13 protein-coding genes are annotated in these 17025 nt (G+C 67.7%); 5 read left to right on the top strand and 8 right to left on the bottom strand.

What is annotated here, in order from left to right; genetic code table 11:
* Positions 1-58: 58 nt before the first annotated feature.
* On the bottom strand, positions 59-1564 hold the full coding sequence (locus ASC66_RS08600; RefSeq protein ID WP_055837657.1) for a multicopper oxidase family protein: 1506 nt from the start codon (positions 1562-1564) through the stop codon (positions 59-61).
* Positions 1548-2015: a COX15/CtaA family protein gene (locus ASC66_RS08595; RefSeq protein WP_055837653.1), complete on the bottom strand. Its 468-nt coding sequence runs from the start codon at positions 2013-2015 to the stop codon at positions 1548-1550. Before ASC66_RS08595 ends, ASC66_RS08600 begins: the two co-directional genes overlap by 17 nt.
* A 196-nt stretch (positions 2016-2211) precedes the next feature.
* On the opposite strand from ASC66_RS08595, the gene ASC66_RS08590 reads away from it, so the two are divergent.
* Both ASC66_RS08590 and ASC66_RS08585 read left to right on the top strand, forming a co-directional pair.
* Positions 2212-4290, top strand: coding sequence for a sensor histidine kinase (locus ASC66_RS08590; protein ID WP_157509711.1), 2079 nt, complete (start codon positions 2212-2214; stop codon positions 4288-4290).
* A complete protein-coding gene (locus ASC66_RS08585) occupies positions 4280-4963 on the top strand; it encodes a response regulator transcription factor (protein WP_235496799.1) in 684 nt (227 codons plus the stop codon). The genes ASC66_RS08590 and ASC66_RS08585 overlap by 11 nt, the downstream gene beginning before the upstream one ends.
* Positions 4964-4984: 21 nt before the next feature.
* Here ASC66_RS08585 and ASC66_RS08580 read toward each other — a convergent pair whose 3' ends face one another.
* From ASC66_RS08580 to xylA, 5 genes are all read right to left on the bottom strand, one after another.
* Positions 4985-6271, bottom strand: coding sequence for a sugar ABC transporter permease (locus ASC66_RS08580; RefSeq protein WP_055837646.1), 1287 nt, complete (start codon positions 6269-6271; stop codon positions 4985-4987).
* Positions 6268-7020, bottom strand: a complete 753-nt coding sequence (locus tag ASC66_RS08575; RefSeq protein WP_055837643.1) for an ATP-binding cassette domain-containing protein — start codon at positions 7018-7020, stop codon at positions 6268-6270. The genes ASC66_RS08580 and ASC66_RS08575 overlap by 4 nt, the downstream gene beginning before the upstream one ends.
* A gap of 75 nt (positions 7021-7095) precedes the next feature.
* Positions 7096-8145: a sugar ABC transporter substrate-binding protein gene (locus ASC66_RS08570; protein ID WP_235496797.1), complete on the bottom strand. Its 1050-nt coding sequence runs from the start codon at positions 8143-8145 to the stop codon at positions 7096-7098.
* Positions 8146-8362: 217 nt separating this feature from the next.
* Positions 8363-9820, bottom strand: a complete 1458-nt coding sequence (gene xylB, locus ASC66_RS08565; protein ID WP_055837637.1) for a xylulokinase — start codon at positions 9818-9820, stop codon at positions 8363-8365.
* Positions 9821-10036: 216 nt separating this feature from the next.
* Positions 10037-11230 (bottom strand): xylose isomerase, encoded by a 1194-nt coding sequence (gene xylA / locus ASC66_RS08560; protein ID WP_055837634.1) that lies wholly within the window; start codon positions 11228-11230, stop codon positions 10037-10039.
* 149 nt (positions 11231-11379) lie between these two features.
* Here xylA and ASC66_RS08555 point away from each other — a divergent pair, with 149 nt between their 5' ends.
* Both ASC66_RS08555 and ASC66_RS08550 read left to right on the top strand, forming a co-directional pair.
* Complete coding sequence (locus ASC66_RS08555; RefSeq protein WP_162243493.1) at positions 11380-12516, top strand: ROK family transcriptional regulator; 1137 nt, start codon at positions 11380-11382, stop codon at positions 12514-12516.
* A 61-nt stretch (positions 12517-12577) separates the two neighbouring features.
* A complete protein-coding gene (locus tag ASC66_RS08550) occupies positions 12578-14638 on the top strand; it encodes a beta-galactosidase (protein WP_055837631.1) in 2061 nt (686 codons plus the stop codon).
* Here ASC66_RS08550 and ASC66_RS08545 read toward each other — a convergent pair.
* The gene (locus tag ASC66_RS08545; protein ID WP_055837628.1) at positions 14618-15589 is read right to left on the bottom strand and encodes an acetylxylan esterase; all 972 of its coding nucleotides are present in this window, start codon (positions 15587-15589) and stop codon (positions 14618-14620) included. The genes ASC66_RS08550 and ASC66_RS08545 overlap by 21 nt on opposite strands.
* A 120-nt stretch (positions 15590-15709) precedes the next feature.
* Between ASC66_RS08545 and ASC66_RS08540 the strand changes: the two genes are divergently transcribed.
* Positions 15710-17020 (top strand): ABC transporter substrate-binding protein, encoded by a 1311-nt coding sequence (locus ASC66_RS08540; RefSeq protein ID WP_162243492.1) that lies wholly within the window; start codon positions 15710-15712, stop codon positions 17018-17020.
* Positions 17021-17025 lie beyond the last annotated feature (5 nt).

Here is a 17025-nt window from a genome sequence, read left to right as displayed (position 1 = left end):
GCGATGAAATCGATGAAATCTCAGAGTTTCATCGAGCTTTTCTTCGATGTATGCTCGCTCACTCCGGGTGATTGCCCGCGTCACCATTGATCGTGAACGGCGTCGTCACCCCGTCGTACATGAGGTGGGTGATCAGTCCGTCGACCGCGTGCTGAAGTGTGTGGCAGTGGTCGCTCCAGATGCCGGGGTTGTCGGCGACGAAGGCGATCTCGTATGACTCGTGCGGCCGAACATCGAGCGTGTCCACCCACCAGGGGCTGCCGGACGCCGCGACCCCGTCGCGGGAGAGCACCAGGGCGTGATGGCCGTGCAGGTGCATCGGATGCACGTCGCCGGAGTCGTTGCGGATCCGCATCACGACGACATCGCCCTCGCTCACCGCGAACATGGGCACGTCGGGGAACATGCGGCCGTTGACAGTCCAGAAGTTGCCCGGTCGGCCGTCGATGATGCCGTAGCGGCGGGCGATCACGTACTCGTACTCGCGGTCGGGGTGTGACCGGTCGATGCCGGGATCGATCGGTGCGCCGTAGCTGAGCAGGTCGACGCGATCGGCGGGTTGGCGCACCGGATCGGGCAGCACGGCGCCATCCGTCACCTCCCCGATCAGCACGCTGCGGGCGCCACCCACCCGGAGCTGCGCCGCACCCTGCGACGGCGCCCGGATCGAGACGTCGGCGCGTCCGCCGGCCGGGATGAGGAGCGTGCGATCGCTGACCTCGCCCGGTTCGTTCACCTCGTGGCCGTCGACCGCGACCACGCGGAACGGGGTGGCCGACCACACGGCAGCGGTGCCCTGATCGGTGTTGATCACGCGCACCCGCGCCGCCTGGCCGGGAGCCGCTGGCACCCGTTCGTCTGCCACCCGGCCGTTCAGCGTGTGCTCGCTGCCGTAGAGGTGCAGGAGGGCGATGAGCTCGGGCCCGGCGTCCGGAGCGGGGGAGTCCGTCGGCTCGATCACGATCGCGCCGAGCAGCCCGCGTTGCACCTGCTCGTGGGAAAGCTGATGCGAGTGGTACCAGTAGCTGCCGGCATCGGCGGCAACGAAGCGGTAGACGTGCCGACCCCCGATGGGAACCGCGTCCTGCGTGATGCCGGCGACACCGTCGGCTGCATTCGGCACGTCGATGCCGTGCCAGTGCAGCGTCGCGCCGGCCGCCACCGACTCGTTGATGAGTACGACCTCGACGAGTTCACCCTGCCTGGCACGGATGGCGGGGCCGGGGGACTGGCCGTTCACGGTGTACCCGTCGACCGGGCGGCCACCCGGCACCTCAAACCGCTCCTGCCTGGCGACGAGCTCAACCCGCACATCGGCTGGGCGGTCTGGATCAGCGGTGAGCGTGCTCACGCTGACCGGCACGGCGCCGACACCGGGGAGTCCGGCCGGCGCGGCGTGGTCGGCGTGGCCCGCGTGGCCGGTTTCGCCAGTGGGCCCGCCCATCTCCATGACCGAATACTCACCCAACAGGGTTCCCTGCCAGGCAACGAATACGGCCAGCATCGCGGTCGTGACCGCGGCACCGAGGAGCACGCGGCGAACGACCTCACGCCGGGACGGCATCGGATGTCGCCTTCTCGATTGTCTTCCGCGAGGAGCGGCTGACCCGCAGCGCGGCGTAAACCGAGGCGAGCAGCACGGCGAGCGCGTTCACCCCGTGAAGCAGGCCGAGGTAGGGCAGATCGCGAAGCCCGAAGCCCGCCATCACCTGGAGCGCGACCAGCCCGAGCACGATCGCGGCCAGCATCCGGGCGCCGCGCACACGCACGCCGAATGAGAGCAGGAGCAGGATGACGGCGGCGAGCGGGATGACCACCGCGCCGCCGATGGCGTGGATCCAGAACCCGATTTCTCCGAGGTACGTGACCTGGCCGCTCTCGATCAGCGCCTTGTCGACGACCCCGCCGTCCTGCACGAAGTGCACCATCCCGCCGACTCCGAACGCGATCGCGGCCGCCTGAACGGCGACCCCGCCGGCGATGATCCAGGCGATGACGCCATAGGCCCTGTGCATGATGAACCTCCCTGTTCGTGCGGCTGCGCGGTGCGGCATCCGCTTCGCCCACTCTCGCGCGGCGGCGGCGCCCGCCGGATCGCGGCAAACCGCATCGTGCGGTGCGGATCGTCGCAGCGCTCCTGGCGGACAGCCGCCAGAACGGCACGGGGTAGACCCCCTCCCGCAGCGGGCAGAGGAGGAGGACGATGGGAACGTGGACCGCAGGTGGTTGTGCCTTGCGACGCTCGGCCCCATCGGGGTCGCGTCACTGCTCTACGTCGTCGCCATGCGCGGCTTCGTCGATCCAGACGTCAACTCGGATCATGGCCTGGCCTGGCCGCTGCTCGGCGCGCTGCCGCTGTTCGTGTTCGGCATGTGGCTGCTCACGGTCTCCGCATCGCGGATCGCCCTGTTGATCGGGCTCGGGTCGACCGCGATGCTCTTCGGCTCGGCGTATGAGACCTTCGTGCACCTCAACCTCGAGATCATTGGGGAGCCGTGGTTCCCGCTCGTCAACGTGCTCCACCTCACCGCCGACGCGGTGGCGACGTCGACGCTGTTGGTCGTGTTCGCGACCTTCCCCGACGGCGTTCCGGAGCGCCGCTGGCAGCGGATCGCGATCATCTTCCTCTGGACTCCTGTGCTGGTCGGCCCGCTCACCCTGCTCACCACCCCGCACGTCGTGATGTCGCAGTTCATCGGCATCAGCGGCGAGTCGATTCCCAACCCCTACGTCGTGCCGTGGCTCGAGTGGGCGGCCCCCGCCGTGCACTACCTCGTCGTCCAGTCCTGGGCGGCCGTCGTGCTCGGAGTCGTGGTGCTCGCGTCCCGCGCACTCTTCGGAGAGCCTGAGGTGCGCGCACGCACCCGCGTCATGGGCCTCGCGGTCGGCTCGGCGATGGTGGCGTTCCTGCTCTGGACCTTCGTTCCAGGGCTCTGGGGCGTCGAATTCCTGGTCTACGCGTCGATGATCGCGATCCCGTTGGCGGCGATCCACGGCATCCTCCGCTACGGCGCATTCGACATCGGGCCCGGCGACCGCGGAGCGCGTGTCGAACGCGCGTCGAGTCTGCTCATCACGGTCGTCTACGCGGCCGGCGTCGCGACTCCGGGCCTGCTGCTCACGCCCCCACTCAGGCCGGTGCCGGCGATCCTGCTCACCACCCTCCTCGCGGTCGTGCTGCTGCCCGTGCGCGGGTGGATGCAGCGGCGGCTCCATCGGGCCTTGTTCGGTGACCGCGAGCGGCAGTTCGCGATGCTGAGCACACTCGGTGCCCAATTCGAACAGGCCGGCGATCGCCGCGAGTTGCTCACGCGGCTCGCCGAGGCGGTCCGTGACGGGCTCGATGCCTCGTGGGTGCAGATCCGGTTGGAACCAACGGATGGCGCGACATCCGCCACGCCCATCGGCGTCGCAGGCGAGATCGTTGGAGATTCCGTCGAGTCGAGCGAACTCGTGCACGGAGAAGACGTTCTCGGCCGCATCGAGGTCGGCAGGCGGCGCCGCGGCGACTACAGCTCTGCCGAGCGCACGCTCCTGCGCACCGTCGCCGGCCAGGCAGCGGCGGCCGTCGCGAACGTGCGCCTGAGCGCACAGCTCGCCGAGCAGCTCGAGGAGCTGCGCGCCTCCCGCGAGCGGCTCGTCGCGGTGCAGGATGACGAGCGGCGCCGGCTCGAACGTGATCTGCACGATGGCATTCAACAGAACCTGGTGGCGCAGATCGCGGGGCTGCGCCTGGCCCGTAACCGCCTGCAGCGTGGCGAACTCGCCGCGGCGGAACTCATTGAACTTCAAGATCAGGCGCGCGAGACACTCACCGAGCTGCGGGAGATCACCCGCGGCATCCACCCATCCGTGCTGAGCGACAACGGACTCGTGGCGGCGGTTGAGTCGGGGATGGCGCGGTTCCCCATCGCGCTCATCGTCGAGGCCGACGCCGCGGTGCGCTCGGAACGCTACCCGGAGGACGTCGAGACGACGGCGTACTACGTGGTGCGGGAGGCACTCGCGAACACGGCCAAGCACGCCCAGGCGACGCGGGCAACGGTGAGGCTGGAACGGAGCAACGGACAGCTGCGGATCGCGATCACCGACGACGGTCGGGGCCTTGGCGCGATCAGGCCGGCCGCGGCGACGAGCGGCGGTCTCGCGAACATCCGCGACAGGGTGGCGGCACTGCGCGGCACCGTGCGGGTGACGACGGCCCTGCCGACGGGCACGACCGTGCTCGCCGAGCTGCCGGTGGCCCACCCGGCGCCGGACCCCGGTCTGGGCGGTGGCCGTGGTGGATGAGCCGACCGTTGTGCGCGTTGTGATCGCCGAGGACAACTACCTCGTGCGGGAGGGGCTACGGCGCCTGCTCGAGGATTCCGGCGAGATCGACGTCGTCGCATCGACCGGCAACGCGGATGAGCTGCTCGACGCGGTGAAAAGGTTCGCCCCGGATGCGGTGCTCACCGACATCCGGATGCCGCCGAGCCACCAGATGGAGGGGATCGAGGCTGCCCGCGCCATCCGTGCCGCGCACCCGGACATCGGTGTCGTCGTGCTCTCCCAGCACGCGGACGAGAGCTACGCGCTGGCCCTCTTCGCCGAGGGAGCCGCCGGCCTCGGCTACCTGCTGAAGGACCGCATCGGCGACCTGGAGGACCTGGTGCGAGCGCTCCGCGAGGTGAGTGCAGGCGGCTCGGTGATCGATCCGCAGATCGTCGACACGCTCGTGCGCCGGCGCAGTCGGGCCGGCGCCGCGAGTCCGCTCGCGGCGCTGACGCCGCGCGAGCTCGATGTGCTGCGCGCGATGGCGGAGGGCAAGACCAATGCCGGCATCGAGCAGGCACTCTTCCTCTCGTCGTCGACCGTCGAGAAGCACGTCAACGCGATCTTCACGAAGCTGCGCCTGCCGGAGTCCGGCGTGCACCGGCGGGTGGCCGCCGTGCTCGCGTTCATGCAGAGTGACAGCGAGTGACGGCTCGAGTGCCGGAGGGAATCAACTGCGAACGAGCGAACCGCCCGCGCGAAGCCGGGAGAGGGCATCGACGGTCGCCGCGAGGATCAGCACGCCGCCGGTGATCACGAGGTTGGCACCCGCCGGCAGGTTGAGCAGGCCGAGGCCGTTCGTGATCACGGCGATGACGAGCGCACCGATCGCCGCATGCATCAGCCGGCCGCGCCCACCGAAGAGGCTCACGCCGCCGACGACGGCTGCGGCGACACCGCTCAGCACGATGTCTCTGCCGGATGCGGCATCCACGGATCCGACCTTGCTGATGCTGAACAGGCCGGAGACGACCGCGAGGCCGGAGCAGACGATGAACGCGGTCCACCGGATCATCACGACCTTGATGCCCGCGCGGCGGGCGGCCTCGGCATTGCCGCCAACCGCGTAGATGTAGCGGCCGTACTTCGTGCGGTCGAGCACGAAGGTGCCGATCCACAGGATGACGAGCGTGATCGGCACGACGATGGGTACGCCCTCGACCGCCCTGAACCCGGTTCCGCGGTTCTGGCTCAGCACCCACACGGCGGCCCCGCCGATCAGGGCGATCGCGGCGAGCTTGATCCAGAGCAGCGTGATCGTGCGGTTCGGCAGGTCGACGCGCGTGCGCCGCGAGCGATCCCACATCGACATCCCGAACGACACGGCCAACATGATGGCGAGCATGACCCAGCCCGCCCAGACGGGCATGTTGCTGTTCATGATCGCGAGCACCTCTGGCACCTGCACCCGGTAGAGCCCGCCGCTGCCGATGATGATGAGGTTGAGACCCTGGATGCCGAGGAAGAGGCCCAGCGTCACGACGAATGACGGGATGCCGACCCTTGCGACGAAGAAGCCGATCAAGGCGCCGACAGTCAACCCGATGATGAATGCGATCGCCAAGGCCAGGATCCAGTTGAGTCCGGCGACATTCACGAGTGTGATCCAGACGCACATGGAGAGGCCGGCTGTGACGCCGGCGGAGAGGTCGATCTCGCCGAGCAGGATGACGAACACGAGCGCCATCCCGAGCATGACGAGCGTCGCCGCCTGGGTCATGAGGTTGGCGAAGTTGCGCTCGGTGAAGAAGAACGGGCTGAGGAACGAGAAGAGAATGCTCAGCACGATGAACCCGCCGATGGCGGGCAGTGCGCCCATGTCGCCGCTGCGCAGGCGCTGCACCCAGGCCTTGGCCTGATCGACCAACGTGCCTTCCTGGCCGCTGCCGATCAGCTCTGCTGTGCTCTGCGCGGCCAGCGCCGAGGTGGGCGTCGTGTCTGGAGATGTCCGGCTCATTCTGGGGCTCCTGCGTAGGTCTTGCTGCCGGTGATGTAGCCGACGACATCGTCGCGGTTGGTGTCCGCGGTCTTGACCGACGCCACCATCTGGCCGAGGTAGAGCACGCTGATGTAATCGGCGACGGCGAAGACATCGGCGAGGTTGTGGCTGATGATGATGACGCCGACGCCCTGTTCGGCGAGCCGTTCCACCAGGTTCAGAACCTGCTCGGTCTGGGCGACGCCGAGGGCGGCAGTCGGCTCGTCGAGGATGACGAGCTTCGCCTTCTTCAGCACCGAACGCGCGATCGCGACCGTCTGTCGCTGCCCGCCGGAGAGTGATGAGACCTTCTGCCGCACCGATCTGACCGTGCGCACCGACAACTGGCGCAGGGTCTCGGCCGCCTCGCGCTCCATGTGTGCTTCGTCGAAGGTGCCGGCCTCTGTCTTCTCGCGGCCGAGGAACATGTTCTGCACGATGTCGAGGTTGTCGCAGAGAGCGAGGTCCTGGTACACGACCTCGATGCCGAGGTGGGCGGCGTCGCGGGGGCTGTGCAGATGAACGATGTCACCCGCGAATCGCACCTCGCCCTCGTCGTAGGGTTGCACGCCGGCGAGCCCCTTGATGAGGGTGGACTTGCCCGCGCCGTTGTCGCCTACGAGGGCGGTGACCTTGCCCGCGTAGGCGGTGAGGTTGACCCCCTTGAGCACGCTGACCGGCCCGAAGCTCTTGACGATCCCAGTCAGTTCGATGAGTGGCACGTCCATGCTGCATCCCTTCGCCCGCTGCGAGAACGGTGAGGCGGCGCGACGAGCGCGCCGCCTCCCGTCCAGATGTGTCGCTTACTCGATGCCGTTCGCTTCGCAGGCGGCCAGCACCTCTCCGGTGCAGATCTCGTCAGCGCTCGCTTCGCCGTTGTCGATGACCGTCTGCACATCGGCGGGGCCGACGAGCACCGGGGTCACGGCGATGTACGGCGTGCCATCCTCGAGAGTCTTCTCGACCTCTGGCGTCTCGCCCTTCAGCAGCTGGATGGCGAGCTCCGTCGCCGCATCTGCCTCGAGGGCGACCTCCTTGTAGACCGTGGCGATCTGCTTGCCGAGCAGCACGTTCTGCAGGCCGGCGGTGCTGGCATCCTGACCAGAGACGGGAACGGTCAGGCCGTTCTTGTCGAGGATCGTGATGACGCCAGCGGCGTTCGTGTCGTTGGCCGCCCAGACTGCGTCGACCTTGCCGCCGAGGGCGGTGAGGGCCTGCTCGAAGTTGGTCGCCGACTTGTCGCCGTCCCAGATTCCCGGGGGTTCCGCCGCCGGAACGATGCCTGCTGCTGCCATCACCGAGTCTGCGCCGTCGTGGAACATGGCCGCGTTGCCGTCGGTGGCGTCGCCGCCCATGTAGACGACGGTCGCCGTCGCCGGGTCCTTGCCTGCGGCCGTGAGACCGTCAACGATCGACTGCCCCTGCAGCTCGCCGACCTTGAAGTTGTCGAACGACACGTAGAAGTCGGCGCCCTCGATCGGGCGGTCGTACGCGATGACGGGGATGCCCTCGGCTTGTGCCTTCTCGGTGACGGCGCCGGCCGCGCCCTCCAGGTCGACGAGCAGCATGACGCCGCATCCCTTGCTCAGCTGCTGGTCGGCGATCGTCGCGTACTGGCTGGTGTCACCCTGCGCGTTCTGGATGTCTGCCTCGAAGCCGGCGTCGGTCAGTGCCGTGTCGAGGGCCGGCCGGTCGAGGTTCTCCCACCGGGGTGAGGATGCCGCATCCGGAAGGATCACGCATGCGCGATCGGCGGCGGGTTCTCCGGTCTCGCCGTCACCACCACCTCCGGAGCTGGAACATCCGGCGAGCATCAAAGCGGAGACGCCCGCGATCGCGGCTAGTGAGATCAATGAAGAATGCTTCATCACTCTGCCCTTCTGTGTGGTGTTGTGTCGATTCCCTCGCGGGGTCACCTTCCACGTCGAACGGTGGCAACTGGACATATTTCTCCGAATATGCGCCCGCCAACAGGCATTCGACATATTCTCAGGTTGCAATTCCGTAACGGTCGCAACAAATGCAGGGCCCGGGAATTGTCCCGGGCCCTCGCTCTTTCCGCCTCGACCGCTAGGCGAATCGGGCGGCGCGGGCCGTGCGTGCTGCGGCGTATTGCTCGCGGATCACGGGGCGATGGGCCGGCGTCGGCTGTGCGGCAACGGTGACCGGCCAGTTCGGACGCTCGCCGCTGAGGGCCCAGAGCGCCTGACGTGCCGCGCCGTCCGCGACGTATTCGCCCGGTGACGGTACAACGACGGGGAGTCCGAAGAGTTCGGCCGCGACCGCCTGCACGGCCGGATTCTGTGCCGCTCCGCCGATGAGGAGCACGCGCTCCGCGGTGACTCCCTGCAGACGCACGGCATCGAGGCCGTCGGCGAGGCCGCACAGCATTCCCTCGATGGCCGCGCGCGCCAGATTCGCTCTGCTGCTGTTGGCGAGAGTGAGTCCATCGAAGCCGGCGGTGGCCTGGGGCAGATTGGGCGTGCGTTCACCCTCGAACCAGGGCACGAGCACGGCGCCGCCGGAACCGGGTTCCGCCTGGAGGGCGAGCTCGCCGAGCTCCGCGTGGTCGACGCCGAGCAGGCCCGCGACCGCGTCGAGCACGCGCGCGGCGTTCAGCGTGGCGATGAGGGGGAGGAAGCGCCCGCTGGCGTCGGCGAATCCGGCGACGGTGCCGCTGGGGTCGGAGGCCGCGGCATCCGTGACGGCGAAGACGGTGCCGCTCGTGCCGATCGACACGACGACGTCGCCGGCCATCGCGTCCAGACCGAGCGCCGCTCCGGCGTTGTCGCCTGCGCCGGCGCCGAGCACGATGTCGGGCCGACCGGTCGTGGCGCCGAGGCGCTCTGCGATGGTCGGGTGCACGGTGCCGGAGCGTTCGGCCGGGCCGAGCACGCGCGGCAGCACCGCGTCGTGCCCAAGTGCCAGCCGGAGCAGCTCGCGGTCGTACTCGCCCGTGGCCGGCGACCAGTAGGCCGTTCCGCTGGCATCGGAGCGGTCGGTGCTCAGCAGCTCGAGTTCCGGGCCGAGCGGTGAGGACTCGGCGGGGCCGCAGCCGCGCAATCGCCAGACGAGCCAATCGTGGGGGAGCGCGACCGCGGCGACCGCGGCCGCATTCGCGGGTTCGGCATCGCGCAACCAGCGCAGCTTGCTCGCCGTGAAGGAGGCGACCGGAACGACGCCGCTGCGCCGCGCATACTCCTCCGCGCCCACCTCGGCGACGAGATCGGCGGCCGCCGCGGCCGAGCGCGTGTCATTCCAGAGCAGGGCGGGGCGGATGACGCGACCGGCCGCATCGAGGGCCACCATGCCGTGCTGCTGCCCAGCCACGCTCAGCGCGCTCACGTCGGCGAGGCCGCCGGCATCCGCGATCGCCTCGCCGAGCGCCAGCCACCACGCCTCGGGATCGACCTCTGTGCCGTCCGGGTGGGAGGCGCGGCCGGAGCGCACGAGCGCTCCGCTGGCGGCGTCCCTGATCACGACTTTGCAGCTCTGGGTGGATGAGTCGATTCCCGCGACGAGCGTCATGGTGATCCTTCTATTGAGGCGTTTTCGTTGATCGAGTAGGCCCGCCAGGGCCGTATCGAGATCTGGTGACGAGGGTCTCGATACGGCCGCAGGCGGCCTACTCGACCTGCGGGTGGGGGAGTGCCCGAGGCGGTTGCGGAGTCGCGTTGCGTTCTCGGGGATTCCTTGGTGTGGGCTGCCGCCTTTCGCGCGCGGATAACGGGCGCGCAGCGCCCTTTATCCGCGCGCGCCCAGGAGGTGCTCCAGGGCCAGCTGCTGCAGGTGCACGAAGCCGAAGCCCTTGCCGCCGAGGTATTCCGCGGCATCGAAGTCCTCGAAGGCGCTGCGGTCGGCGATCAGATCGTCATAGCTCTCGCCGTCGGCCAGCGTCGGCACGGCCAGCTCCGGCACGCGCGAGGCCGCGAGGGCCTCCTGCACCTCAGGGTCGGCGCGGAACGCGGCCGCGCGCTCCTTGAGCAACAGGTAGGTGCGCATGTTCGCCGCGGCCGAGGTCCAGACGCCCGTGATGTCCTCGGTGCGGGAGGGCTTGTAGTCGAAGTGGCGCGGGCCGTCATAGGCCGGGCCGCCGTCCGGTCCACCGTTTTCGAGCAGGTCGACGAGCGAGAAGGCGTTCTGCAGGTCACCGTGGCCGAAGACCAGGTCCTGGTCGTACTTGATGCCGCGCTGCCCGTTGAGGTCGATGTGGAAGAGCTTGCCGGCGTCCAAGGCCTGTGCGATTCCGGCGGTGAAGTTGAGCCCCGCCATCTGCTCGTGGCCGACCTCGGGGTTCACTCCGACGAGCTCAGGGCGCTCCAGCGTGTTGATGAACGCGATGGCGTGGCCGAGGGTCGGCAGCAGGATGTCGCCGCGCGGTTCGTTCGGCTTGGGCTCGATGGCGAAGCGGATGTCGTAGCCCTTGTCTGTGACGTAGTCGCCGAGCAGGTTCACGGCCTCACGGTAGCGGCCGAGGGCGGAACGGATGTCCTTGGCGGCGTCGTACTCCGCGCCCTCGCGGCCACCCCACATCACGAAGGTCTTCGCGCCGAGTTCGGCGGCGAGGTCGATGTTGCGCAGCACCTTGCGCAGCGCGAAGCGGCGCACGGCGCGATCGTTCGAGGTGAAGCCGCCGTCCTTGAAGACGGGAGCGCTGAACAGGTTGGTCGTGACCATCGGCACGATGATGCCGGTGTCGGCCATGGCCTGCTTGAGGCGGTCGATCTGCTTCTGGCGGGCTTCAGGCGTCGAGCCGAAGGCGAACAGGTCGTCGTCGTGGAAGGTGAGTCCGTATGCGCCGAGCTCGGCCAGACGGGTGACCGCCTCAACGACGTCGAGGTCGGGGCGGGTCGGGCCACCGAACGGGTCGGTTCCGTTGTAGCCGACGGTCCACAGGCCGAAGGAGAATTTGTCGGCGGGGGTGGGCAATGCAGCCATGAGTACGCGTCCTTACATACGGTGAGGTGTAAATGTTTACGACTACAACTTATTCAACGATTCCGACGTTGTCAATGCCGGATGCGGCCGATTCCACGTCGAGCAGGCGGGGGCACCTGCGGCAACGGGCCCGTGGCTATGCTGGCAAGATGAGCAAACGGAGCGCACTCCACGAGGCGACGTGGCCAGAGCTCCACGAGGCCCAGCGGGCGGTGCTGCTCGAGGTACTGATCCACGGATCGCGTTCCAGGGCGGATCTCGCCCGGCGCACGAATCTGTCCAGGGCCACACTCATGCGACTCACCCGCGGGTTGGTCGAGCTCGGCCTCGTGACGGAGGGCGAGACGCTCGCGCCGACGGGTCGGGGGAGGCCGTCCGAGGTGCTGCATTTGCGGCCAGAGGCGGCCTATTTCGTCGGTATCAAGCTCACCGGTGATGCGCTCTACGCCGTCGTCACCGACCTGCACGCGAAGGTGCTGGCCTCCGACGAACGCGTGCTCGAATCCCGGGCCGTAGAGGACGTCGTTCGGCTGGTCGCCGAAGTGGTTGATGGCTTCCGTGGGCAGTTCGCTCTCACCGCCGTTGGCGTGTGCCTGGCCGGTGACGTCACATACGAGGGGGACCAGCCGCTTGTGCTCGAATCACCCTTCCTCGGCTGGGGGACCGTTGCGCTTGCGGCCCTGGTGGAGCGGGCGACCGGGCTCGCCGCCTCGGTCTCCAACGATGTGCAGGCGCTGACCGTCGCACACCACTGGTTCGGTGCCGGCGTCGGCTGTACGAACATGGCACTGATCGCGGTCGGTGCGGGAATCGGTAGCGGTTTCGTGGTGAACGATCACATCGTGCGAGGCTCGCGGGGGCACCCGGGCAAGGTCGGACACCTGCTGGTCACCGAGCATGGGCCGCAGTGCGACCGGGGTCACACCGGCTGCGTCTCGGCGTTCGTCACGATTCCCGCGATCCTGCAGAATTCGGGGAATTCCGAGCTCGAGCAGACGATCCGCGCGGCCGCTGCCGGTGACGAAGCCAGCGATCGGGCGCTGCGCGACGCCGGTCGGGCGCTTGGCACGGTCGTCGCCACTCTGGCCGACCTGATTGATCCACAGAAGGTGATCATCACGGGTGAGGCGCTCGCCGTGGCGCGGTACTCCAGCGCAGAGATGGAGGCCTCGATCCGCGAGCGCTTGGACCCCGCTGCGGAGGCAGTGCAGGTGGAGCTCGTCGACTTTGACTTCGCCGATTACGCCTGGGCCGCGGCCATCGGGGCCATCCGTCACGTGATCTGAGGTCGTGTGAAAGGTGCCATACACTCGGCTTGATCAAGATCGACCGAGAGGACACCACACCATGTCGATTCCCGCCGTGCCCACGAGACGACCCTTCGTTTGGCCGATTCGCGGTCTGGCCTATGGCGGGGATTACAACCCGGAGCAATGGGCGCCAGAGGTGTGGCGTGACGACATTCGGCTTATGCGCGAGGCGGGCGTGACCATGATCACCCTCGGTGTCTTCTCGTGGGGGAGCATCGAAACGGCCGATGGGAGCTATGACTTCAGCGCCCTCGACGAGGTCGTCGGGCTGCTGTATGAGGCCGGCATAGCCATCGATCTCGCGACGCCAACGGCAAGCCCCCCGATTTGGCTGCAGCAGAAGCACCCGGAAATCGTGCCCACCTCGCGGGAGGGGGTGCATTACTCCCAGGGCGGTCGGCTCGGGTGGTGCCCAAGCTCGCCGGTCTGGCGGGAGTACGCCATGCGCATCGTCGACGTCATCGCCGAGCGCTACGCGCAGCACCCGGCCGTGCGCATGTGGCACGTCAGCAACGAGCTCGGTGGCGGTAATCGGCATTGCTATTGCGATGCCTCTGCCGCGCACTTCCGGCGCTGGCTCACCGAGCGCCACGGCACGATCGACCGGTTGAACCAGGCGTGGGGCACGGCGTTCTGGGGGCATCGCTACGGCAGCTTCGCCGAGATTCTTCCCCCGCGTGACAGCGAGTCGGCACCCAATCCGGCACTCGTGCTGGACTTCGACCGTTTTTCCTCTGACGCGCTGCTCGAGCACTTTCTCGCCGAGCGCGATCTGATCCGACTGCACTCGCCTGAGCACATGATCACAACGAACTTCATGGTCGCCCAAGGGCCGGACGTGGTGGACTACGCCCGCTGGGCTCCTCACATGGACGTTCTCGCGAATGACCATTACTCTCTCGCGGCCGACCCGCAGCGTGAACAGGAGCTCGCCTTCAGCGCCGACCGGATGCGCGGACTTGACACCGGGAGGCCGTGGATGCTGATGGAGCACTCCACGAGCGCGGTCAACTGGCAGAGTGTCAATCGTTCCAAGGATCCGGGCGAGCTCGTGCGCAACAGCCTCGCCCATGTCGCCCGAGGTTCTGACAGCGTCATGTTCTTCCAATGGCGCGCGTCGACGGCGGGGGCCGAGCAGTTTCACTCCGCGATGGTGCCCCATGCCGGTGAGCGAAGCAAGGTATTCCGGGAGGTATGCGAGCTCGGTGGCATCTTGGCTGCCATCGGTGAGGTTGCCGGCAGTCTCGTCGAGGCCGCGCGCGTGGCCATCCTCGTCGACGATGAGGCCGGTTGGGCTTGGCGCTCGGGAGAGAAGCCCCACCATGATCTTCCGCCGTCGCACGCGGCGCGCGAATATCACCGAGCGTTATTCAACCGCGGCATCCTCAGCGATGTCGTTCCACCATGGACCGATCTCTCGCGTTATGACATCGTGATCGTTCCGGCGCTCTTCCTTGTGAGCGACGCGGATGCCAGATCGGTAGCCGCAGCCGCCGCACGTGGCGCGGTTGTGCTGGTCACCTACCTCTCCGGCATCGTTGACGAGACGAACCGGGTGCGTGCCGGGGGCTACCCCGGCGCGTTCAGAGACATGCTCGGTGTCTTCGGTGAGGAGTTCTTCACCGTGCAGGACGGCGAGACGGTCACGCTGCGCGGCGACGGGGAGGGCATCAGCTGGCGGGCCAACACATGGTCAGAGAAAGTGCACGCCGACGAGAGCGAGACCGTTGCGTGGTACGAGACCGGCCAACTGGCCGGCTCGAGCGCAATCACCCGCCGCGAGGTCGGTGACGGCCAGGCCTGGTACGTCTCCACCCGCCTCGACCAGGACGGAATCGACGAGCTCGTCGGCCGGCTGCTCAACGCCGCGGGCGTACACGCGAGCGTTCCCGTCGCGCCGGGACTCGAGGCCGTGAGGCGCGTCGCAGACACGCACTCGTACCTGTTCCTGCTCAATCATTCAGCCGCGTCCATCACGGTGGAGCTCGGCGGTTTCGATCTGCTGGGTGGCGAGGAGCACCCGCATAGCGTCACGATTGCGGCCGGGGCCGTGCGCGTGCTGCGTGAGTCACGCCGTTCAGGCGAGGCGCTCCGGTAGCCAGGCCGCCTGTCGCGTCCACTGCAGGAACTGGCCGCCCTCATGGCCGTTATACGCGTAGACCGCGATGTCCTTGTCGATGCTCGCCAAGTTGTTGTAGGCCGCGAACACGGTGGACGGCAGCACGATGCCGTCCATGAGGGCGACGGAGAAATAGGCTGGCGCCTCGATCCTGGATGCGAAGTTCACGCCGTCGAAGTAGCTGAGTGTGTCGAAAGTGGCCTCAACGCGCTCCCTATGCACGGCAAGGTATCGCGTGATCTCGGTGAACGGCTCCTCCGGTGTGGCTTCGACGGCGCGACGGAAGTGGCTGAGGAACGGGACGTCTGGCATCACGGCGCGAACACCGTCCGAGAGCGCGGTGGCCGCGATGGCGATACCGCCGCCCTGGCTCGCGCCGCTCAGGGCAATGCGCCGAGGATCGACGAAGTCGAGGGTCTTGACCAGATCGACCAGTCGCACCGCGTCGGTGAAGAGCCGCCGGTAGTAGTACTCGGCGGGATCGTGGATGCCGCGCGTCATGAACCCGGCCGTTGCCGGCCCGGAACCGTGTGGATCCGGTGTGTCCCCACCGCTTCCCCAGCCGCTTCCCTGGCCCCTGGTGTCCATGAACACATGGACGTAGCCGCTGGCCGCCCAGTGCAGCTTCTCTCCCGGCAGGCCACGCCCGCCGTTGTAGCCCTGGAACTCGACGATTGTCGGCAGCGGACCGCTGACGTTCGCTGGGCGCATGATCCACGCCTTGATCGGCTCCCCGCCGAAGCCCGAGAAGGTCAGGTCATCGATTCGGATGCCTGTTATCGGGGTTGCAGCTGGCGTCAGCGTGAATCCTGAGTCGGCCTGCCGGGCGTCATCGATGGTTGTAGACCAGAAGCTGTCGAAGTCGGATGGTTGCCGCACTTCCGGCGTGTACGCACGGAGGACGTCGAGAGAGAAGTCGGTGTTTGCCATGCGACTGTTGTATCACCCGTCTTGACATTTTGTTGCATGATGCTACAAAATACTCGAGAAGCACCGAGCGTCCGCTGCAGCGGGTCTCTCTCCGACAAAGAAGTCTTGAAAGGATCCATGATGAAGGCAACGAACCACCGCTTCTCCCGAGTGCAGAGGGCTGCGACACTCGCCGTCGCCGGCATCGCCTCCGTGGCACTGCTCGCCGGTTGTGCATCTGGAGGGGCGCCAGAGGAAGCCACCGAGAGCGTGACCACGGTCGATTTCTGGGGCTGGGTTCCCGGCCTCGAAGATCTGGTTGCCCAGTACAACGACTCGCACGACGACATCCAGGTCACTTTCCACCGCATGACGGGCGACGACGGTCAGAAGGTGGAGGCGGCCGTTGACGCGGGCGCCGGTCCCGATCTGGTTCAGCTCAGCACTCACAATCTGCCCGATTACGTCATCTCCGGCCGTGTGCAGGACATCACGGCATATGTCGGCGAGGAGGAGGCGAAGTACACGCCGGCCTCGTGGGCCTCTGTGACCCTCGATGGCAAGGTGTACGGCATTCCGCAGGGCATCGGACCCGCGGCAACGATGTACCGCACCGACATCCTCGAGCAGTACGGCATCGCAGTTCCCACCACCTGGGACGAGTACGTCGACGCTGCCCGCGCGCTGCACAGTGCCAACCCCGACGTCTACATCGCCAACATGTCGCCGAGCGAGATCGGTCAGTGGGCGCAGGAGATCCAGCAGGCCGAGAGCAGCTGGTATGGAATCGATGGTGACTCCTGGTCGGTCGGTGTGAACGACGCGGGCAGCCAGCTCGTCGCCAAGCGCTGGCAAACACTGCTCGACGAAGGTCTCGTCACGACGGAGCAGGTGTGGACCCCTGAGTACTGGGCACTCGTGAACGCCGGCAAGGTCGCCACCGTTAGCTATGCGGCCTGGTTCCCGAGCCTGCTCGCCGAGAACGCAGCGGACACCGCCGGCAAATGGGCGGTTGCCCCCATGCCCGTGAATGCGGGCTCCACCAACGCAGGTGACTCGGGCGGAGCGGCGGTCGTCGTGCTCAAGGGAGCAGACAACCCCGAGGCCGCGGCCGACGTCGCTGCCTGGTTGAACGGCGCCGACGAGGTGCAGGATGCTCTGATCACCGTCGGGGGACTGTTCCCGTCGACCCTGACCGGTCTTGCCTCCGATGCACTGCTGACCCCGCAGCCGTTCTACGGCGATCAGGTCATCAACGAGGTGTTCATCGAGGCCGCAGAGAACACGCCGGCCACGTGGGTGGACGGCCCGAACTACGGCACGGCGCAGACCGCCATCACCGACGAGTTCGCCAAGGTCATCAACGGTCAGCAGACCTTCCTGCAGGCGCTGGACAACGCTCAGGCGGCGACGATCGCCGACCTCGAGTCGCGTGGCCTGAACGTCAACTAGGCGCA

Origin of the sequence: Leifsonia sp. Root4 (assembly GCF_001425085.1) — a bacterium.
Classification (GTDB): Bacteria; Actinomycetota; Actinomycetes; order Actinomycetales; family Microbacteriaceae; genus Microterricola.
Note: the sequence above shows the minus strand (reverse complement) of the source record. Positions and strands in the feature narration are given on the sequence as shown.

Excerpts from the sequence above, each read along its gene's own strand:
- ASC66_RS08545 (WP_055837628.1), bottom strand. The coding sequence starts at position 15,589 with ATGGCAAACACCGACTTCTCTCTCGACGTCCTCCGTGCGTACACGCCG.
- ASC66_RS08555 (WP_162243493.1), top strand. The coding sequence starts at position 11,380 with ATGAGCAAACGGAGCGCACTCCACGAGGCGACGTGGCCAGAGCTCCAC.
- ASC66_RS08580 (WP_055837646.1), bottom strand. The coding sequence starts at position 6,271 with ATGAGCCGGACATCTCCAGACACGACGCCCACCTCGGCGCTGGCCGCG.
- ASC66_RS08595 (WP_055837653.1), bottom strand. The coding sequence starts at position 2,015 with ATGCACAGGGCCTATGGCGTCATCGCCTGGATCATCGCCGGCGGGGTC.
- xylB (WP_055837637.1), bottom strand. The coding sequence starts at position 9,820 with ATGACGCTCGTCGCGGGAATCGACTCATCCACCCAGAGCTGCAAAGTC.
- ASC66_RS08600 (WP_055837657.1), bottom strand. The coding sequence starts at position 1,564 with ATGCCGTCCCGGCGTGAGGTCGTTCGCCGCGTGCTCCTCGGTGCCGCG.
- ASC66_RS08540 (WP_162243492.1), top strand. The coding sequence starts at position 15,710 with ATGAAGGCAACGAACCACCGCTTCTCCCGAGTGCAGAGGGCTGCGACA.
- ASC66_RS08575 (WP_055837643.1), bottom strand. The coding sequence starts at position 7,020 with ATGGACGTGCCACTCATCGAACTGACTGGGATCGTCAAGAGCTTCGGG.
- xylA (WP_055837634.1), bottom strand. The coding sequence starts at position 11,230 with ATGGCTGCATTGCCCACCCCCGCCGACAAATTCTCCTTCGGCCTGTGG.
- ASC66_RS08550 (WP_055837631.1), top strand. The coding sequence starts at position 12,578 with ATGTCGATTCCCGCCGTGCCCACGAGACGACCCTTCGTTTGGCCGATT.